Here is a 14,794-nt window from a genome sequence, read left to right as displayed (position 1 = left end):
ACTATCTTTCTCAAGCATACAACTAATCTCCAGCCAAATTCTCCACGTTCCTAGAGGTTCTCGTAGACTCGTTGGCCGTTATAGTGGGCTGCTTGGAAGCACCGTGAGACGGGCTTCGGAACACATTCCTTCCCTCTGAGCGTTGCAAATACATGACGACTTGTCCTTACATAGTAATAGGACTATGACCATTACTTTATAACTTTGGCGTAGAAATTGGAAGGAACAGAAAAAACGAAACCGAGAATCAGCGGAGGGCAAACTCGCCGACGAAGGCGGAGCTTGAGATGGTATCGCCGATTCCTACGGTGCTCTTGGGCTTCGCGACTATCTTCGTCGGGATAAATGCGAGCTGGTAACCGTTGACCTCCGCGATGCCGTCCTTCATGCCGTACTCCGCGACGAGCTTCTCCTCCACGGCCCTGGCCTTCTCGTTCACGGGGACGTCCATCGCCTTGACAACGTCGTCTATCGAGCGGACGTCGCCGAGTTTCGCCTTGGCGGCAGCAGCTAAAGCCGCGAAGAGGAGTGCGTCCCTAACGAACTTCCCCCTGTACTCGGTCAGGGCGAGGTAGTAGCCGTAGGTGTGGAAGTGTATCCTTCTCACTCCAGTCTTCTCGGCGAGCTTGAGCATTGCCTCGGTGACCGCTACCGGGTCAACGGGGTCATGGGCAAGGAGCTTCTCAGCGATGACCTTCTCTCCGAGGACTTCCATTATCGAGGCGAGCTCGACCTCGTTCAGGCCGACGCTCCAGAAGTGAGGTAAAAGTTTGAGTATCTCCTCCCTGACCTTCTCGTCCGGCGTGAAGGCGAACTCAAGGTGGGCAGGAATTCCCTTCTCGTTGAGAACCTCAAGGTGCCCCCTTATCGTCTCCATTGGCTCGCGGTAGTTCTCTTCGGTGAGGGCCTGGAGGCCGCTTATTATCGCCAGCTCGACCTTTCCGGCAATCTCCTCAAAGGCCTCCTTGAACTCGGGCCTTATGTAGACGTTCGGGTTGTAGTCGTCGGCAGAAGCTATGAAGCGGTTTTCGCGGGGAGCCTCGAAGTTGAAAACCCTAAAGCCCCGGGGAAACTCGTAGATGTAATGAATACAGCTCTCCTCGTCGGCCTGGAACTCCTTAGGGTGGACGAGCCTGAGCTCTCCGTTCTCAGCTTTGGGCACGTAAATCGGGCCCTCCTTGAAGAGCTCAGCCTGGAGCCTTGAGAGCTGGGGAACGTGGGCTATAACAGGGACGTTGTAAACACCTCCGAGGAGGTTGGCCATTATTCCGACCTGGCCGCCCATCCTGAGCTCGTCCCAGCCCCACCCCTTCATGTAGAAGCGGACGGGACAGCTCTCAACGTAGAGCTCAGCGGCCTTCCCCCTCCTGACGCTCCAGAGGATTCCACCGAAGAGGTGCTGGACGGAGGTTATCTTCTTCGGGAGCTCTTCAGAATAGCGGAAGACTTCTTCCCTTCCGGCCTTCTCGACCCTCTCCTCAAGGTCTTTCGGGTCGAGGTACCTTATTGCGTCTATGTTGGTGTTGTATGCGAGGAGAACTCCACCGACCTTTTCAATGCTCTTCCGAATCCCCTCAAAGGCCGACGAATAAAGAGAGTCCCACGTCATTTGTATCACCGGGGGTGATGTAACTATCCAAAGTTAATAAGGGTTGCGCTGAGTTCCTCCCGTCCTGAAGGGCGAGGCTTCCAAACGAAAAATAAGAAACGGCGAGAACTCATTGGCTTGACTATTCAAAGGTAGCGCCGGACTTTAAGCCCAGAACACGGCACTAAAAATAGTGGGGAAGCAGAAAAGTCACTCCTTCCATCTGGGGTTATCAACGAGCTTGACTTCGCCGTCCTCTTCAATCACGAGCTTGGCGAAGCCCTTCTCCTTTATCGAGCCGTAGTCGTGGCCGGCGTCGGCGGGGTACATCGCCAGGAAGATGAAGGGCTCGTCACCGGTGTTAACTGTCCTGTGGGCCCAGTACGGCGGGACGTAGACGACGGTTCCAGGCTCCATCGGAATCCACTCGACCTCTCCCTCCGGGGTCTGGAGGAGCATTCCGCCCTTACCCTTGATGCCGTAGTATATCTCGGCCCTGTCGGCCTTGGCGTGGAAGTGGCCCTTGGTGAAGAAGAACTCCTTCCCGACCTTGCCGGGATAGAGAACGGTCGTGGCGAAGTTGAGGTCGCCGTCCTTCTCCTCCTGCTCAACGGCGTAGACCTCATAGACGACCGGGTCTTCCTTGAGGAGCTCCTCGTAGGCCTCCTCGTCGAGGAAGTAGCCCTTCATGTCGCTGAGCCTTCTAACGAGCTTCTTGGCGCCGGGGATTACCCCGTTCTCCTCAATCTTAACACCGAGGGGCTTCTTGTACTCCATTGGCACCACCGGAGAAAACACTACATTAGGTTTATTTAACCTTTCCCCTTTTGTATCACCGGGAGTGTTAGTCACTCCTTGGCGCGGACTTCAATCTTCTTCCCGATTACAAGCTCGGCGGCCTTAACGGCGGCACCGCCGCTCCCAACGGCTATCCTCACCTTGTCAGCGGGAACGTAGACGACAATCTTATCGTCGGTCTCCTCAATGTCGAGTATTTCCACGTTCAGCATCTTTTCAAGCCTGTCCCTCATGGCCAATCCCCTGAGATGTTTTGTCCCGCACCATATAAACGTAACGTCCGTTCAGGAGTCTCTCTATTCCAGGTTTGTGGCCGAGACCCACGACCGCTATAACCTTTGGTTTCTTAACTCCCCTCGCCAGGAGCGAGTCAACTATCGCGATTAGATTTCTGGCCATCACCACGTTCCTCTCCTCGACGAGAACGCGGTAGAGGTACGGGTAGCGGCGCCTGAACTCGACCATCATCGTCCTGTACTCCTCCATTGGGTCTCCAATCTCGGCTTTTCCAAGGGGGAGAAAAACGCTCAGGCCTTCCAGCGCCATCAGGAGCTTCTCCCTGAAGGGGGCAGATGCTATCTTTGCAAGGATTACCCCGATGTTCTCGTCGATCAGATACACGGGCACCCCAAGGAGCCTCGCGGACTCGATTGCCGCCTTCATCTCCTCCCCCGGCGACATTCCAAAGGTCTCCCCGAGCCTCTCCTCAACCTTGGCGAGGGCGTAGTTTATGAGCCCCCTCCTCCCAAGCTTCAGGGACTCCTCCAGCGTCAGCTCTACCTTCTGCTCCATTCCAAGGAACCGGGCCCTGTCAAGCTCAATCGCAACGGCGTGGGGCCTTTCGCTCAAAATCGTCCTTATTACCTCTTCCCTGCTCCTTGGCGAGACGTGCATCGTCCCTATGATTTTGACGTAGCGCAGGTAGTTCATCTCTCTCCCTCCAGCAGGTTTGACTTGTGCCAGGCTCCAGACCTGTACGTCAGGACGTCAAAGTCCCTCGGAACCACGAAGTCCACTCCGAATTCACGGCACGCCCTCGAAGCCCCGCTCAGGTATTCCTCGTAGCTGTACCGGAAGGCCCTGTGGAGGAGCGCTAAGAGCTTCACCCTGGCTTTCTTTGCGACCTCACAGGCCTCCTCAACCGTCGAATGGTAGCTCTCGCCCCGGTCTTCACCGCTCAGGTAAGTCGCGTCGTGAATCAGCAGGTCTGCCCTCTCCGAGAACAGCCTCACCCTCTCGCACGGCTCTGTGTCGCCCGTGTACGCTATCTTAACCCCCCGTCTCCTCGGCCCGGTGACGTCTTCGAGGCGGATTGTCCGGCCGTTCCATTCTATCTTGCCCTCCCTCTCAAGCTTTCCGAGGATGGGGCCCGGCTTAAGGCCGTACTCCCTCAGCTTCTCGGGGAGGAACTTTCCGCGCCTGTCCTTTTCCTTGAAGACGTAACCTAAAGCCGGAATCCCGTGCTCCACCTTGAAGCTCCACACCTCGTAATCCTTGAACTTCAGCCTCGTCTCGCCGAGCTCGTGGACGTGGATGTCGAAGCCGGGCCTGAAAAAGCCGCTGTTGAGGAAGTGCTGGACGAACTCGAATGTGTACTTCGGGCCGTAGATGTGGAGGGGCTTTTCGCGGTTCCAGAGGTTCATCGTCTGAATTAACGCGGCCAGGCCGAGGTAGTGGTCGCCGTGAAAGTGCGTGATGAAAATTCTGTCAACCTTCATGGGGCTGAGCTTCACGGTGTTCATCTGCCGTATCGTGCCCTCCCCCACGTCGAAGAGCAGAATCTCGCCCTTATACCTGATGGCCACGGCAGGCACGTTCCTCTCGCGCGTGGGCATTATCCCGCCGGTACCGAGAAAAACCACTTCAAGCATATATCCCCTTCCGCAGGAGGGTTTAAAAATGTGGGCTCGCCGGGAGCACCGCGAGAGAAACAAGGAAAGGATTAAAACCACAACGGCGTAGTAGGTATGGTGACTCTAATGGAAGAGCTTCTGAAGGCTTTGGAAGAAAAGGACACCAAAAAGGTGGCCAACCTGCTCTACTACAAGGTTGACGAGCTGAGCGACGAGGAGCTCAAGGAGGTTCTTGAGGGGGCCGAAAAGCTTGCCCTCGAAAAGAAGGACTACGAGCTCTACAAGCTGGTCGTCTACTACTACCACGAGTTCCTCGGTGTTGATAAGATAGCCGAGTTCGAGAAGCTGGCGGAGAAGGAAGGGGGCTTTGAGGCGAAGTTCCACCTGGCCGACCTTTACTTCCTGATAGGCGAGCTTGAGAAGAGCCTTGAGCTGTTCAGGGCCCTGCTTGAAGAGGAAGTCGCCAAGGGCAACGTCGAGAACGCCGCGAAGGTGTACTACAGCATGGCGACCATCCACGAGGAACTGCAGGAGTACGAGAAGGCACTTGAGCTCATTGAGAAGGTAAAGGAGCTCTACGAGGAGCTAGGCGACGAGAGGGAACTCCTGAGGGTCGAAATCCACAGGGGCTACATAACCTTCGAGGCCGGCGACACCTATCAGGCCAAGGCAATAATCGCCGGTGTCCTGCCCAAGATCCTCAACGACAACGAGCTCCTCGTGGAGGCCCACCTCAGCTTCGAGGAGATGTTCGAGGAGGAAGAGAACTACGACGCGGCCCTGCAGGAGTGCCTCTACGCCCTCATACGGGCCAGGGGGACGGACTACGAGGACATAGCCTTCGGCGCCCTCATGGACGTGCTGTGGCAGCTCTTCCTCGACGACGACTTCGAGACCGTATACCTCAACATAGACATGTTCGCCAACGCGTTCCCGGGCATGAAGGACTTCTTTGAGGCCGTGAAGGCACTGGCGCTCTTCAAAGACGGAAAGATCGAAGAGGAGGAGGCCAAGAAGGCAATCGAGAAGGTCAAAGACCCGAGGCTTATTGAGATGCTCAAAGTCCTCGGGGAGGCGGAGCTTTAGAGGGGACTTCAGAGCCCCCTATCCCTTTTTAGCCCCATTCATCTGGCGAACACAATCTCGCATCATTTCTTGTCCTTTTTAGGGCACAGAAGGTTCTTGCCCTCACACCTGTCCACCTCAAGTTGGACCGTGACGTGTGTTACTCCAAACTTCTTCAACTTATCCTCGACTTCATCAATAATCTTCTGCGCCTCACTGAGGGGCATGTCGTCAACCTCAACGTGGCACTCGAAGTGGACTTCGTTCTCTCCGATGCGCCAGGCGTGGAAGTGGTGCGCGTTCTTAACGCCCGGAATGCCCTCAATCTCCTCCCTTATCGCCTTAAGGTCGAGGTCGGGGGAGGCTTCCATGAGAACCTCAATGCTCTCCCTGAGGATTTCATACGCCTCGCGGAGGATGTAGAGCGATATGAAGACAGTCACGAGCGGGTCAACCCAAAAGGCGTTCCACTTGATTATCGCGATTCCGCCGGCGACGACGGCCACCGATGAGAGGGTATCCGTCAGCAGGTGAAGGTAGGCGGAGCGGACGTTGAGGCTGTGCGCGTGCCCGTGGAGGAGTAGGACAGAGAACAGGTTTGCAAGGAGGCCGATTAGAGCCACGCCGAGCATCAGAGGGCCGTCTATCGGCTCTGGACTCCTAAAGCGCCTGTAGGCTTCAACGAGGAGGAAGAGCGAGACGCCCACGAGGACGGCCGAGTTGATGAACGCCACGAGGACTTCGGCACGCCTGTAGCCGAAGGTGTACTTCTCGTTGGCCTTCCGCTCGCCGATTTTTATTGCGAAGTAGCTCGCGAGCAGGCTCATGCTGTCGCTGAAGTTGTGGAGGGAGTCGCTTAGGAGCGCCAGACTGCCTGAAAGGATACCCCCGACTACCTCGGCGAGGGTTATGACGATGTTGAGCGCGAACGAGAAGAGCACCCTTCCTTTTACATCATGAGCGTGATTGTGATTGTGGCGACCCATTTCAACCCCCGTGACAGTGTTTGGCTATGGCATAAAATGTTTTCGAACGCTAAGATTTTGGGAGCATACTTTATTGTTCTATATAACAATTAAACATAAACAAATATGAGAAATAAGATTCAAATATATAAGGTATTAAATTTAAAACATCAAAAGATTTATAAGCAAGTATCGTAATAATGACACTGCGAACAATAAACAATACAGAACAAAAGGAGGTGAAACTTGTGCGTTGGCGATGCCTATCTGCGTTTGTCTTGGGAATTCTAATCCTAGGAGCCTTAGGAGGCCCAGTTTGTGCAGAGAGTCACTCAGCTCAAAAAGCTTCAGAGGGAACTAGCAGTTATGAGAAAATTACAATCAATGGGATTGAAGTCCCTCTAATAAAGACACACAGTGGAATAGTGATTGTAGGAAGAACATCCAAGATAGGCAGAGGAGAGATACTAGAGAAGGCTCACAGGCTCATGGTAAACCGTGTTCTAAATAAATGGAAGTATACAGTTATGAGCACTCCTGATGCACACACGATTTCAAAATCTGACTATGGTACACGGAGCACGACTCTCAAACTGAGCCCCGATGGCAATAAAAAAATAAAGTTGTCCACAGGGACTGCACTTTCAACTAGGTTCAAAATATACTATTATGAGCCCATGGAGAGTATAGACGTTAGCGTGTATAACTACGCCTATAGCACGACCGTCACTGAATATCCCCCATACATCACATACCAGTACAAATGCAGGAGCATAAAGTTAACTAACAGATTATTGTTCTATGGGGAGAAATTCAGCGAGGGCTGGAGCATTGGGGGAGTTATATCATTTCCTCCAGGCATCACCTTTGAGGTATCTGGTAGCAGTTCGTCGATCTTCATAGATGGATCCTTTGGGGAGAGCGAAGTCAGTAACTATGACTCTATAGCTCACTCATACGAGGGAACCATAACTGTCCATGATACTAATAAAATAAAGATTTATATGGTACGTTCAGGCCCAGTAGCAACATTCGAAGTCGTGAAAGGCAATTTTAAAAGTCTCGATGCTGAAGCCAGTGTATCTGTGAATTTCTGAGGTGATTGCATGAGGAAAAAGCTCTTTGCTTTCTTTTTAATTTTAGCCAGCATTCTGGCCGTTGCGGCACTAACCTGGAATAGCCCCTCCGAGCCCGTTATTCAAAAGTTTGTTGACCCCGCCTGGAAAAACTGGACTGTAAAACGGCTTGAACTTGCCCAGGACCCAGTCACTGGCGGCTGGAGCGGTGTGCACTTTACGATAACCCCCTCGATTTACGCGACCTACCACGGCACTCTGGCGCTGGAGCTGCTGAACCTCACCCCTAAAGACCCCCAGAAGACGGTGGAGTTCCTGCGGGACTACGAGACCAAGGTTTACGCCGGCCAAAACTCCCGCTCCAACGTGGACGTCCTCGACATTTACTACCTCCTAGTGCTCTTCGACAAGTTCAACCTGACTCCTCAGTACGGGAGGACACTTGAGCACTTAATTATTAAGGACATGGAGGAGTCAGAGCCCAGCATTATCCACGCCAGGAGCCTTATTCTGCTTAATTCCACCCTAGCGCGGAACGTCTCCATGTCGCTCTGGCTTTCTCTGGAGCCCGAACATTCGCTGGAGTTCGTGTGGAGCTTCCTTCAGTACCGGGAACTTCTTTTGGAGTCGGGATATTCAATTAACGAAATACCGAATTACACAAAAATGCACAACCTGGCCCTCGCCGTGTTTAACGACGCGTCGCGTGAGCTCGATGACCCAGGCTTTTATGACGCCTACATACTCGCCCATTTTATAAAAGAAGAGAACATCCAGAATGAAACTCTCAAGAAGCATCTCCTTGAGGCAATCTTCAAATACAAGTGCCCGGACGGGTCGTACTCGGATATGGTGGGGGAAGAAAGGGGGCACATTGACACCACTCACTGGGCCGTAGAGGCCATAACCTATCTTGGAGGCAAGGTTGGGGAAGACACCGTCTGCTACCTTCGCTCCAGGGAAAGCCCCTTGGGCGGTTTTATTAAAATCCCCAACTTCATAGTTCCAAACCCCGTGAACACGGGTTTCTCGGTGATAGTGCTGAGGTACCTGAACTCCACCGTGCCAAAGGAGGAGAAAGTCAAGGAGTACCTGCTCACAAGGCTTTCAACCGAGGACGAGCCGCCCGTGATGTGGGTAGAGTACAGAGCCCTTAAAGAGCTCGGTGTTCCAAGGGAAGAGCTTAGGGGTGCCGCGGAGCCCCGGATACGCGAGTTCATCGCCAGCACGAACCTTTCAGAAATCTACCACAACCACTACCTCCTGAGGGACATCTACTACCTTCTTTTGACCAGCAACGAACTGGGCATCAAAATTGACCCGCAGTGGAATGGGACAGTAAAATCTCTCGTTTTAAGCCTGAGGGACGATGATGGAGGTTTCGGAAGCAGAATAACGTCAGTGGGGACAATCCGGCTCGAAACAACTCTTTATTCCGTCCTGGTTCTCAACGAACTTGGGTACGGGTACAGGGACGAGAAGACCGTTGAGTTCATTAAATCGCAGAGAGACGGCGCGCTGTGGCGGTTTTTACCGACAACCAGGTACGCTCTGCTGGCCCTGAATTCGCTGGGAGCGAAGATTGACAGAAAAGAAGAAATGATAAACGCGCTTGAGCTGGCAAAGTGTCCCTACGGCTTTTTCTCCTACGGTTCATGCGAGAACCCGGAGTCCGGGGACATCATGGCGACGTTTCAGGTGCTTGAAATCCTAAGGCTCATCGATGAAAACTGACAGTCTCCGCGTCTTTTCTTTTTCTGTTTATCCCTCGGCCAGCATCCGTTTAAACTAGGGGTACACGAATGGGCGAAATAAAGGCGTAAAGCCTTCGCACCCCGAGGACGTCCTCCCGGAGGAGGCCTCTCAAGAGCTTTTGAAGAGATGTCGAAAAGAAAAATCCCTCATCATATCTTACTTCTATTCTTGTCTTCGTGGAACCAGACCACCAGGAAGGAACCAAGGGCCGCAAGTGGGTAGGCTACTGGCTTCAAATCCAGACAGACCCCTTCCGGCACCTTTGACAGTTCCGATGCGAATATAACGCTTATGAATGTCAGATACACCCCAATCAGAAACAGCGCTTTGTTCGCATTAAGTCCACTTTTTGCCCTAAGTCCCACAAGATAAGCGACCAGTATCGCCAACGTAAATGAAACCCACTCACTGATTCTTCCCATTGCTTCATAGCAGTCGGGAACGTTGCATATTGTTGTAAAACCATGCGGATCTATCCACGTACCGTTAGAGGGGCATTGCTTTGGTTCTTGCGAGTAAGCAAACGTGATTAAGCCCCAAAAAAAGACAATGAGAACCAAGAGTTGAACGACCCTCCTCTTAAATACGCTCACGGTACTTCCCCCATATCCAGTTGATAAGCCTCAAGCGGGCATTCATGTGTTTCGCCATCGGTGGGATTCCTGCTGTGTATTCTTTGGTACAATACCCTTTTAAGTATTTCCAGATAAAAATAGAAAAGTAAACGAGCGAAGACGAAGAGAATGTTCAATACGTTACAGCACCCTTCTCCTGAAGAGCACCACCAGCGGGACGAGCCAGACCAGATGCACGAGCACAGCGGTCGGAAAGTCACCGTAATCGTTGAGCGGAATCCCCTCGAAGACCCTGTAGAGCCAGTAGGTGGGGAGGAAAGCTGTGAACCTGCTCCAGTCGGTTGAGAGATCCCTCCACTCCACGACCAGCTTTATCAGCGGCGGTAGCATGAGGAGCCAGCCCAGGACTTTTGATACAGTCAGTGCCTGCATCCTCGACTCCGAGAACACCGTGATGAGCAGTCCGTAAATCCAGACCTCGAGCACGAAGAGCGCCATGAGCGCCAGCAGGCCGTTCCGCGAGATTTCAATGTCGAGGATTGTGGGTGCGAGGCCGGTCATCACCACCGTAACCACAGAGGCCCACGTAAGCCTGTAGGCGAGGAAAGCCTCGCTCGATATTGGAATCACCTGAAGGGCCTGTATGGTCTTGTCCTCCTTCTCGTCCGCCATCATGAAACCGGGCACCATGCCGAATATCATGGGGATGAACAGCATCATCAGCAGGGCGAGCAGCGGGTAGTAAACTCCAATGCGGTCTTTGAAGTACCGGACGATAAGGAGGAGCACAAGGGTCATTGCCACGGAATAGACCAACATGGGGTCCCTGCGAAGGAGCTTAAGGTCGGTCTTGTAGATGGAAAGGAACTTCCTCACAAAGCTCATCTCAATCCCTCCACAGCATACCTGTAAAAGCGGATTTTAGCGAGCTGATAGGCTATTCCAGACCAGGCGAGCAGGGTCGCCGCTGAATAGGCCAGCGTTTTCCTTGCTATCTCCTCGAAGGGCGCCTTGAAGAAGTATATCGCCGGATAGCTTGGGACCGCATAGAGGACCTTCCACACTTCGCCCGTCAGGTAGCCGTGGTAGTGCGCGAAGGGCAGGAGCGAGACCACCAGAACCCCCAGTATCGGGATGAAGTAGTCGTCGAGGTCGCGGTATTTGGCCGAGACCGCTATTCCAAGGAGCGTGTAAACTATGGAGACGAGAAAGGTCCCAACAACCACATACGGAAGCCCGTTGAGGGAGCGGGTGCCTATCGCCATTATGAGCACCGCGCCGATGACTGAGAGCAGGCTCAGGAGGAGTGTTTTAGTTAAGATGTAGCTCCTCCAGTCTATCGGCGTGACCGCCAAAGCGCCTATCGCGCCGTCCTTCTTTTCGGCGAATATCTCCGTGCCAACGAACATGAAGCCAACGAGCCCCGGCTCGAAGAGGAGGAAGATCGGCACCATAGTCGGGAGGTAGCGCTTCGGGAAGGCAAGGAGCATGAGGCCATAAGCTAAGGCCACGAGCAGGTATATGGGATAAACGTAGCTCCTCACCCCGAGAACAATGTTCGTTCTGACGATGTTCCTCATACGAGCCTCCTCCCCGTCACCTTTAGGAATATCTCCTCCAGGGTGGGCTCCTCCGTGTTTATTCTCCTGACTTCGTGCTCCCTGATGATTCTGAGGAACTCCTCGTTCCGGCCTATTCCTTCGAGCGGGAACTCCTTCACGGCAACACTGCCGTTGGCGACGTATTCCACCTTAACGAGCCGCTTGCCCATCTTCACCTTCAGCTCGCCGGGATTGTCCACCAGCCTTATGGAGCCGTCCACGATGAAGGCGACCCTGTCGCAGAGCTCGTCGGCCACGTACATGTTGTGGGTGGTCAGGAAGACCGTCTTTCCGCTTTCACGCATCTCCAGGAGCAGGTCCTTTATCCTCCTCGCGCTCGCCGGGTCGAGGCCTTCGAGCGGCTCGTCGAGGAAGAGGATTTCCGGATCCGGCAGTAAAGCCCTCGCGAGGTCGAGCTTCTTCTTCATGCCCTTCGAAAAGCCACTAACAAGTTCGTCCGCCTTCTCCTCCAGGCCGACCATCTTGAGCACTTCGGTGGGGTCGAGATGCTTTTTGTAGAAGCTCGCGAAGAACCCGAGGTTTTCCCTGGCGGTGAGCCTCGAATAGACGGCCGGGAACTCGAAGGAAACGCCGATTTTGTTGTAGTAGTCCTTCCCCCACTCCCTCAAATCTTTGCCGAGCACCCTGACCTCTCCAGTGTAGTCCCTCAAGATTTTCACGAGGATTTTCACCGTTGTCGTCTTTCCGGCCCCGTTCGGCCCGAGGAAGCCATAGATTTCGCCCTTCTCGACCGAGAAGCTCAGCCCATCAACACCTCTGACTTCGCCGTAGTACTTCTTAACGTTCGCAACCTCAATCACCGGCATGTTTTCACCAAGTTAAAATAGGGCCTCAAAGTAGTTATAGTTAGTCCTGCACATGTGCGGGAGTATATGACCCAATAGCAAATTTGTTGGGGAATAGTGAATTTCCCAAAATTCTAGGATAACAGGAGCCAACCCCCGAAGGAATCCTAAGGAAGGTGCTCCTTCACCGTTGAGGGGCTGAGTTCAGCATCTCGGCGAGATCTCTTAGAGTAACCCTCCTCGGACTGTCGAAGTAGCCGCTCTTGTATGCCAGGAGCAGTGTTTCAAGCTGCTTTCCGATGAGCTTTGCGTTCCTTGACGTGGTGGATTCCAAGGAGTTTTTCAGCTATTCCCTCGGGATTTACGTCTTCCTTGAACTTGATCTCCACGAGCTTTACCACGTCGCTCCCGAGGAAGAAGTAGGTGTCCCCGTAGCCCCACTCGACCAGCTCCATGAACCATTTGAAGGCGTCAAAAAACTCATAGTTGATTCTGTCTATGAGAATCCGGAAAAGGGTTGAAGGACAAGGTTATTAGGTTTTGTACGCCCTTTCCACCGTGCAACTTCTGACATAGAAAAGGGTTTTATTTGAAGGGAACTTCATAGCAGGTGGGGATGAATATGGAGCGCCTTGAATACAACGCCGAACTCAAGTGGGACGGGAACGTTGGGAGCGAGGTAAAGGTCAGGGAGTTCTCCTTCAGGATAGACACGAATACTGATGGACACAACACCGGGCCCAACCCGACCGAGTACCTGCTCGCCGCCATAGGCGGTTGTCTAACCGTAAACTGGGGAAGGCTAATCAAGAAGATGCGCCTGAAGGTTGGGGGCATGGAGATAACCGTCTCGGGGTGGAGGGACAGAAAAGAGCCCCAGCTAAGGGAGATTACCTACAGAATCCGAATTGTGACGGACGAGCCCGAGAAGAAGATACTCCGCGTCAAGGAGCTCGCCGAGAAGTACGGAACTGTTTTCAACACGGTAGGGGCGGAGAAGATAAAGGGAGAAGTGGAGATGGTCAGGCCTAAGTGAACCTCCTCTCCAGGACTTTTCTGTGGATTGCAGTGCCCGTGAAGAAGAACGCGAGGCCAAACAGGGCCAGCATCAGAAGGTCGAGCCACACTGGCAAATATCCACTACCGAGGGAGTGCCTCAGGGCGTCAACGTAGTACGTCAGCGGAGAGACGAGGGAAATCCACCTGCCGTAGGCGGGCAGGTTTTCTATGGGGACGAAGATGCCGCTGATGAAGAGGAGCGAGAACTTGACGAGCGACGACAGCATCATGACGTCGGCTGGAACGTCAGTGGGCGGATAGGAGGACATTAACACTGTCATTGCGGAGAAGCACCCAACGGCCAGGAGCGTGGACAGGACAAAGAGCCAAATGGAGGGGTGAACTGAGAGGTAGAGCATTGCGGGAACCGCTATCGCGAACGTTATCGCAAGCCCGAAGTAGAGGGAAGCCTGAAAGTCGCCGAGGAGCACCGTCGTCAGTGAAACTGGAGCGGTTATGAGCCTCTCGAACGTCCTTCCCCTGCACTCCCACGGGATTATCGTGGGGCCGACGGCCGTTGACGTGAAGAAGGCCGTCATAGCTGTTAGAGCAACGAGGAGATGAGCCCCAGAGAGGTTGCGCCCTATCATGAAAGCTAAGAACAGGAAGAAGGGGAAGATGAGACCCATTATCACGACAGGACCCTTGAGGTAGAAGATGCGCATGTCCTTCTTCGCTATGGCGAAGGAGCGTTTGAGCGTTTCAATCATTTCTCTCACCCACCAGCTTGATGAAGACGTCCTCCAGCGAGGGCGACAGCGTTTTGAGGCTCACTATCCGCAGGTTATTTCTCTCGGCGTAGTGAACCAGCTCCCTAACCGTTGCATCTGGGTCGTTCGTGAAAACCCTCACCTTGTCCCCCATCAGCTCGACCCTCGTTGCAGAGGCTATCTCCGAGGGCTCAAGCCTCATCGGCTCGAAGCTGACCTCGACCGAGACACTGCCTTTGACCAGCTGCTTCAGCTTCTCGGGCGTGTCAATCGCTATTAGCTTTCCCCTCCTTATGATTCCAATCCTCTCGCACAGCTCGTTTGCGTCAACCATGTTGTGGGTCGTCATGAATATCGTCTTCCCCTTCCTCTTCTCCTCGCGGATGACGTCCTTTATCAGGCGTGCGCTCAGGACGTCGAGCCCGCTCGTTGGCTCATCGAGGATTAGAAGCTCCGGGTCGCTTATCATCGCCATCGCGAGGATTAGACGCTGTCTCATGCCCTTGGAAAAAGCTTTTACCTTCACGTTCCTCTTCTCGTAGAGGTCAAATAGCCTGAGAAGCTCAACCGAGCGCCTCTCTATCTCCCTCCTTCCCATCCCGTAGAGCTCGCCCATGAGCCTGAGGTTCTGCATCGCCGTTAAATCCACGTAGGGGTTGGCCATCTCTGGGACTATTCCCGTTCTCTCCCTCGCCCTTATCTTTTCCCTCTCGTCAAGCATGTCGTAGCCGAGAACCCTTATCTCCCCTGAATTCGGCCTCAAAACACCTGTAATCGTCCTGACTGTTGTCGTCTTTCCCGCCCCGTTCGGGCCGAGAAAACCGAAAATCTCTCCCTTCCGTACAGAGAAGCTCAAGTTATCAACGGCGAGGAATGAATCGTAGTACTTGGTGAGCCCGACGACTTCTATGGCCTTCATGTCTTCAGCACCCAGATGAAGTAG

At 53.5% G+C, this 14,794-nt stretch carries 18 protein-coding genes; 5 read left to right on the top strand and 13 right to left on the bottom strand.

Annotation, left to right across the window (positions count from 1 at the left end; all coding sequences use genetic code 11):
• Nucleotides 1–247: 247 nt before the first annotated feature.
• The 5 genes from ACZ5ER_RS05685 to ACZ5ER_RS05665 form a co-directional block, all read right to left on the bottom strand.
• Nucleotides 248–1,609, bottom strand: a complete 1,362-nt coding sequence (locus ACZ5ER_RS05685) for an ADP-specific glucokinase (RefSeq protein ID WP_464935119.1) — start codon at nucleotides 1,607–1,609, stop codon at nucleotides 248–250.
• 189 nt (nucleotides 1,610–1,798) lie between these two features.
• A complete protein-coding gene (pgiA, locus tag ACZ5ER_RS05680; RefSeq protein ID WP_464935118.1) occupies nucleotides 1,799–2,365 on the bottom strand; it encodes a glucose-6-phosphate isomerase in 567 nt (188 codons plus the stop codon).
• A gap of 71 nt (nucleotides 2,366–2,436) precedes the next feature.
• Nucleotides 2,437–2,619: a KH domain-containing protein gene (locus ACZ5ER_RS05675; RefSeq protein WP_050002967.1), complete on the bottom strand. Its 183-nt coding sequence runs from the start codon at nucleotides 2,617–2,619 to the stop codon at nucleotides 2,437–2,439.
• Nucleotides 2,603–3,316: a TraB domain-containing protein gene (locus ACZ5ER_RS05670; protein ID WP_050002966.1), complete on the bottom strand. Its 714-nt coding sequence runs from the start codon at nucleotides 3,314–3,316 to the stop codon at nucleotides 2,603–2,605. The genes ACZ5ER_RS05675 and ACZ5ER_RS05670 overlap by 17 nt, the downstream gene beginning before the upstream one ends.
• Nucleotides 3,313–4,257, bottom strand: a complete 945-nt coding sequence (locus ACZ5ER_RS05665) for a ribonuclease Z (protein WP_464935026.1) — start codon at nucleotides 4,255–4,257, stop codon at nucleotides 3,313–3,315. The genes ACZ5ER_RS05670 and ACZ5ER_RS05665 overlap by 4 nt, the downstream gene beginning before the upstream one ends.
• Before the next feature lie 108 nt (nucleotides 4,258–4,365).
• Between ACZ5ER_RS05665 and ACZ5ER_RS05660 the strand changes: the two genes are divergently transcribed.
• Complete coding sequence (locus tag ACZ5ER_RS05660) at nucleotides 4,366–5,325, top strand: tetratricopeptide repeat protein (protein ID WP_464935117.1); 960 nt, start codon at nucleotides 4,366–4,368, stop codon at nucleotides 5,323–5,325.
• 62 nt (nucleotides 5,326–5,387) lie between these two features.
• Here ACZ5ER_RS05660 and ACZ5ER_RS05655 read toward each other — a convergent pair whose 3' ends face one another.
• Nucleotides 5,388–6,290: a cation diffusion facilitator family transporter gene (locus tag ACZ5ER_RS05655; RefSeq protein ID WP_464935025.1), complete on the bottom strand. Its 903-nt coding sequence runs from the start codon at nucleotides 6,288–6,290 to the stop codon at nucleotides 5,388–5,390.
• A 179-nt stretch (nucleotides 6,291–6,469) separates the two neighbouring features.
• Between ACZ5ER_RS05655 and ACZ5ER_RS05650 the strand changes: the two genes are divergently transcribed.
• Nucleotides 6,470–7,366, top strand: coding sequence for a hypothetical protein (locus ACZ5ER_RS05650; RefSeq protein ID WP_464935024.1), 897 nt, complete (start codon nucleotides 6,470–6,472; stop codon nucleotides 7,364–7,366).
• Nucleotides 7,367–7,375: 9 nt separating this feature from the next.
• Nucleotides 7,376–9,079 (top strand): prenyltransferase/squalene oxidase repeat-containing protein, encoded by a 1,704-nt coding sequence (locus ACZ5ER_RS05645; protein WP_464935023.1) that lies wholly within the window; start codon nucleotides 7,376–7,378, stop codon nucleotides 9,077–9,079.
• A 170-nt stretch (nucleotides 9,080–9,249) separates the two neighbouring features.
• On the opposite strand, the gene ACZ5ER_RS05640 is transcribed toward ACZ5ER_RS05645, so the two are convergent.
• The 5 genes from ACZ5ER_RS05640 to ACZ5ER_RS05620 all read right to left on the bottom strand — a co-directional run bounded on the left by ACZ5ER_RS05640 (nucleotide 9,250) and on the right by ACZ5ER_RS05620 (nucleotide 12,416).
• On the bottom strand, nucleotides 9,250–9,693 hold the full coding sequence (locus ACZ5ER_RS05640; RefSeq protein WP_464935022.1) for a hypothetical protein: 444 nt from the start codon (nucleotides 9,691–9,693) through the stop codon (nucleotides 9,250–9,252).
• A 162-nt stretch (nucleotides 9,694–9,855) separates the two neighbouring features.
• Complete coding sequence (locus ACZ5ER_RS05635; RefSeq protein WP_464935021.1) at nucleotides 9,856–10,560, bottom strand: ABC transporter permease; 705 nt, start codon at nucleotides 10,558–10,560, stop codon at nucleotides 9,856–9,858.
• Nucleotides 10,557–11,255: a fluoroquinolone export ABC transporter permease subunit gene (locus ACZ5ER_RS05630; protein WP_464935020.1), complete on the bottom strand. Its 699-nt coding sequence runs from the start codon at nucleotides 11,253–11,255 to the stop codon at nucleotides 10,557–10,559. The genes ACZ5ER_RS05635 and ACZ5ER_RS05630 overlap by 4 nt, the downstream gene beginning before the upstream one ends.
• Complete coding sequence (locus ACZ5ER_RS05625; RefSeq protein WP_464935019.1) at nucleotides 11,252–12,103, bottom strand: ABC transporter ATP-binding protein; 852 nt, start codon at nucleotides 12,101–12,103, stop codon at nucleotides 11,252–11,254. The genes ACZ5ER_RS05630 and ACZ5ER_RS05625 overlap by 4 nt, the downstream gene beginning before the upstream one ends.
• Before the next feature lie 163 nt (nucleotides 12,104–12,266).
• Nucleotides 12,267–12,416 (bottom strand): helix-turn-helix domain-containing protein, encoded by a 150-nt coding sequence (locus ACZ5ER_RS05620; RefSeq protein WP_464935018.1) that lies wholly within the window; start codon nucleotides 12,414–12,416, stop codon nucleotides 12,267–12,269.
• Between ACZ5ER_RS05620 and ACZ5ER_RS05615 the strand changes: the two genes are divergently transcribed.
• A complete protein-coding gene (locus tag ACZ5ER_RS05615) occupies nucleotides 12,406–12,603 on the top strand; it encodes a hypothetical protein (protein ID WP_464935017.1) in 198 nt (65 codons plus the stop codon). The genes ACZ5ER_RS05620 and ACZ5ER_RS05615 overlap by 11 nt on opposite strands.
• Before the next feature lie 101 nt (nucleotides 12,604–12,704).
• A complete protein-coding gene (locus ACZ5ER_RS05610; RefSeq protein ID WP_050002956.1) occupies nucleotides 12,705–13,118 on the top strand; it encodes an OsmC family protein in 414 nt (137 codons plus the stop codon).
• Here the strand turns inward: ACZ5ER_RS05610 and ACZ5ER_RS05605 are convergent.
• Together ACZ5ER_RS05605 and ACZ5ER_RS05600 are read right to left on the bottom strand one after the other, a co-directional pair.
• A complete protein-coding gene (locus ACZ5ER_RS05605; RefSeq protein ID WP_050002955.1) occupies nucleotides 13,111–13,851 on the bottom strand; it encodes an ABC transporter permease in 741 nt (246 codons plus the stop codon). The genes ACZ5ER_RS05610 and ACZ5ER_RS05605 overlap by 8 nt on opposite strands.
• Entirely contained in the window at nucleotides 13,844–14,770 is a 927-nt protein-coding gene (locus tag ACZ5ER_RS05600; RefSeq protein WP_464935016.1) for an ATP-binding cassette domain-containing protein, read from the bottom strand. The genes ACZ5ER_RS05605 and ACZ5ER_RS05600 overlap by 8 nt, the downstream gene beginning before the upstream one ends.
• Between the last annotated feature and the right edge of the window lie 24 nt (nucleotides 14,771–14,794).

It is taken from the genome of Thermococcus marinus, from assembly GCF_055389025.1.
Note: the sequence above shows the minus strand (reverse complement) of the source record. Positions and strands in the feature narration are given on the sequence as shown.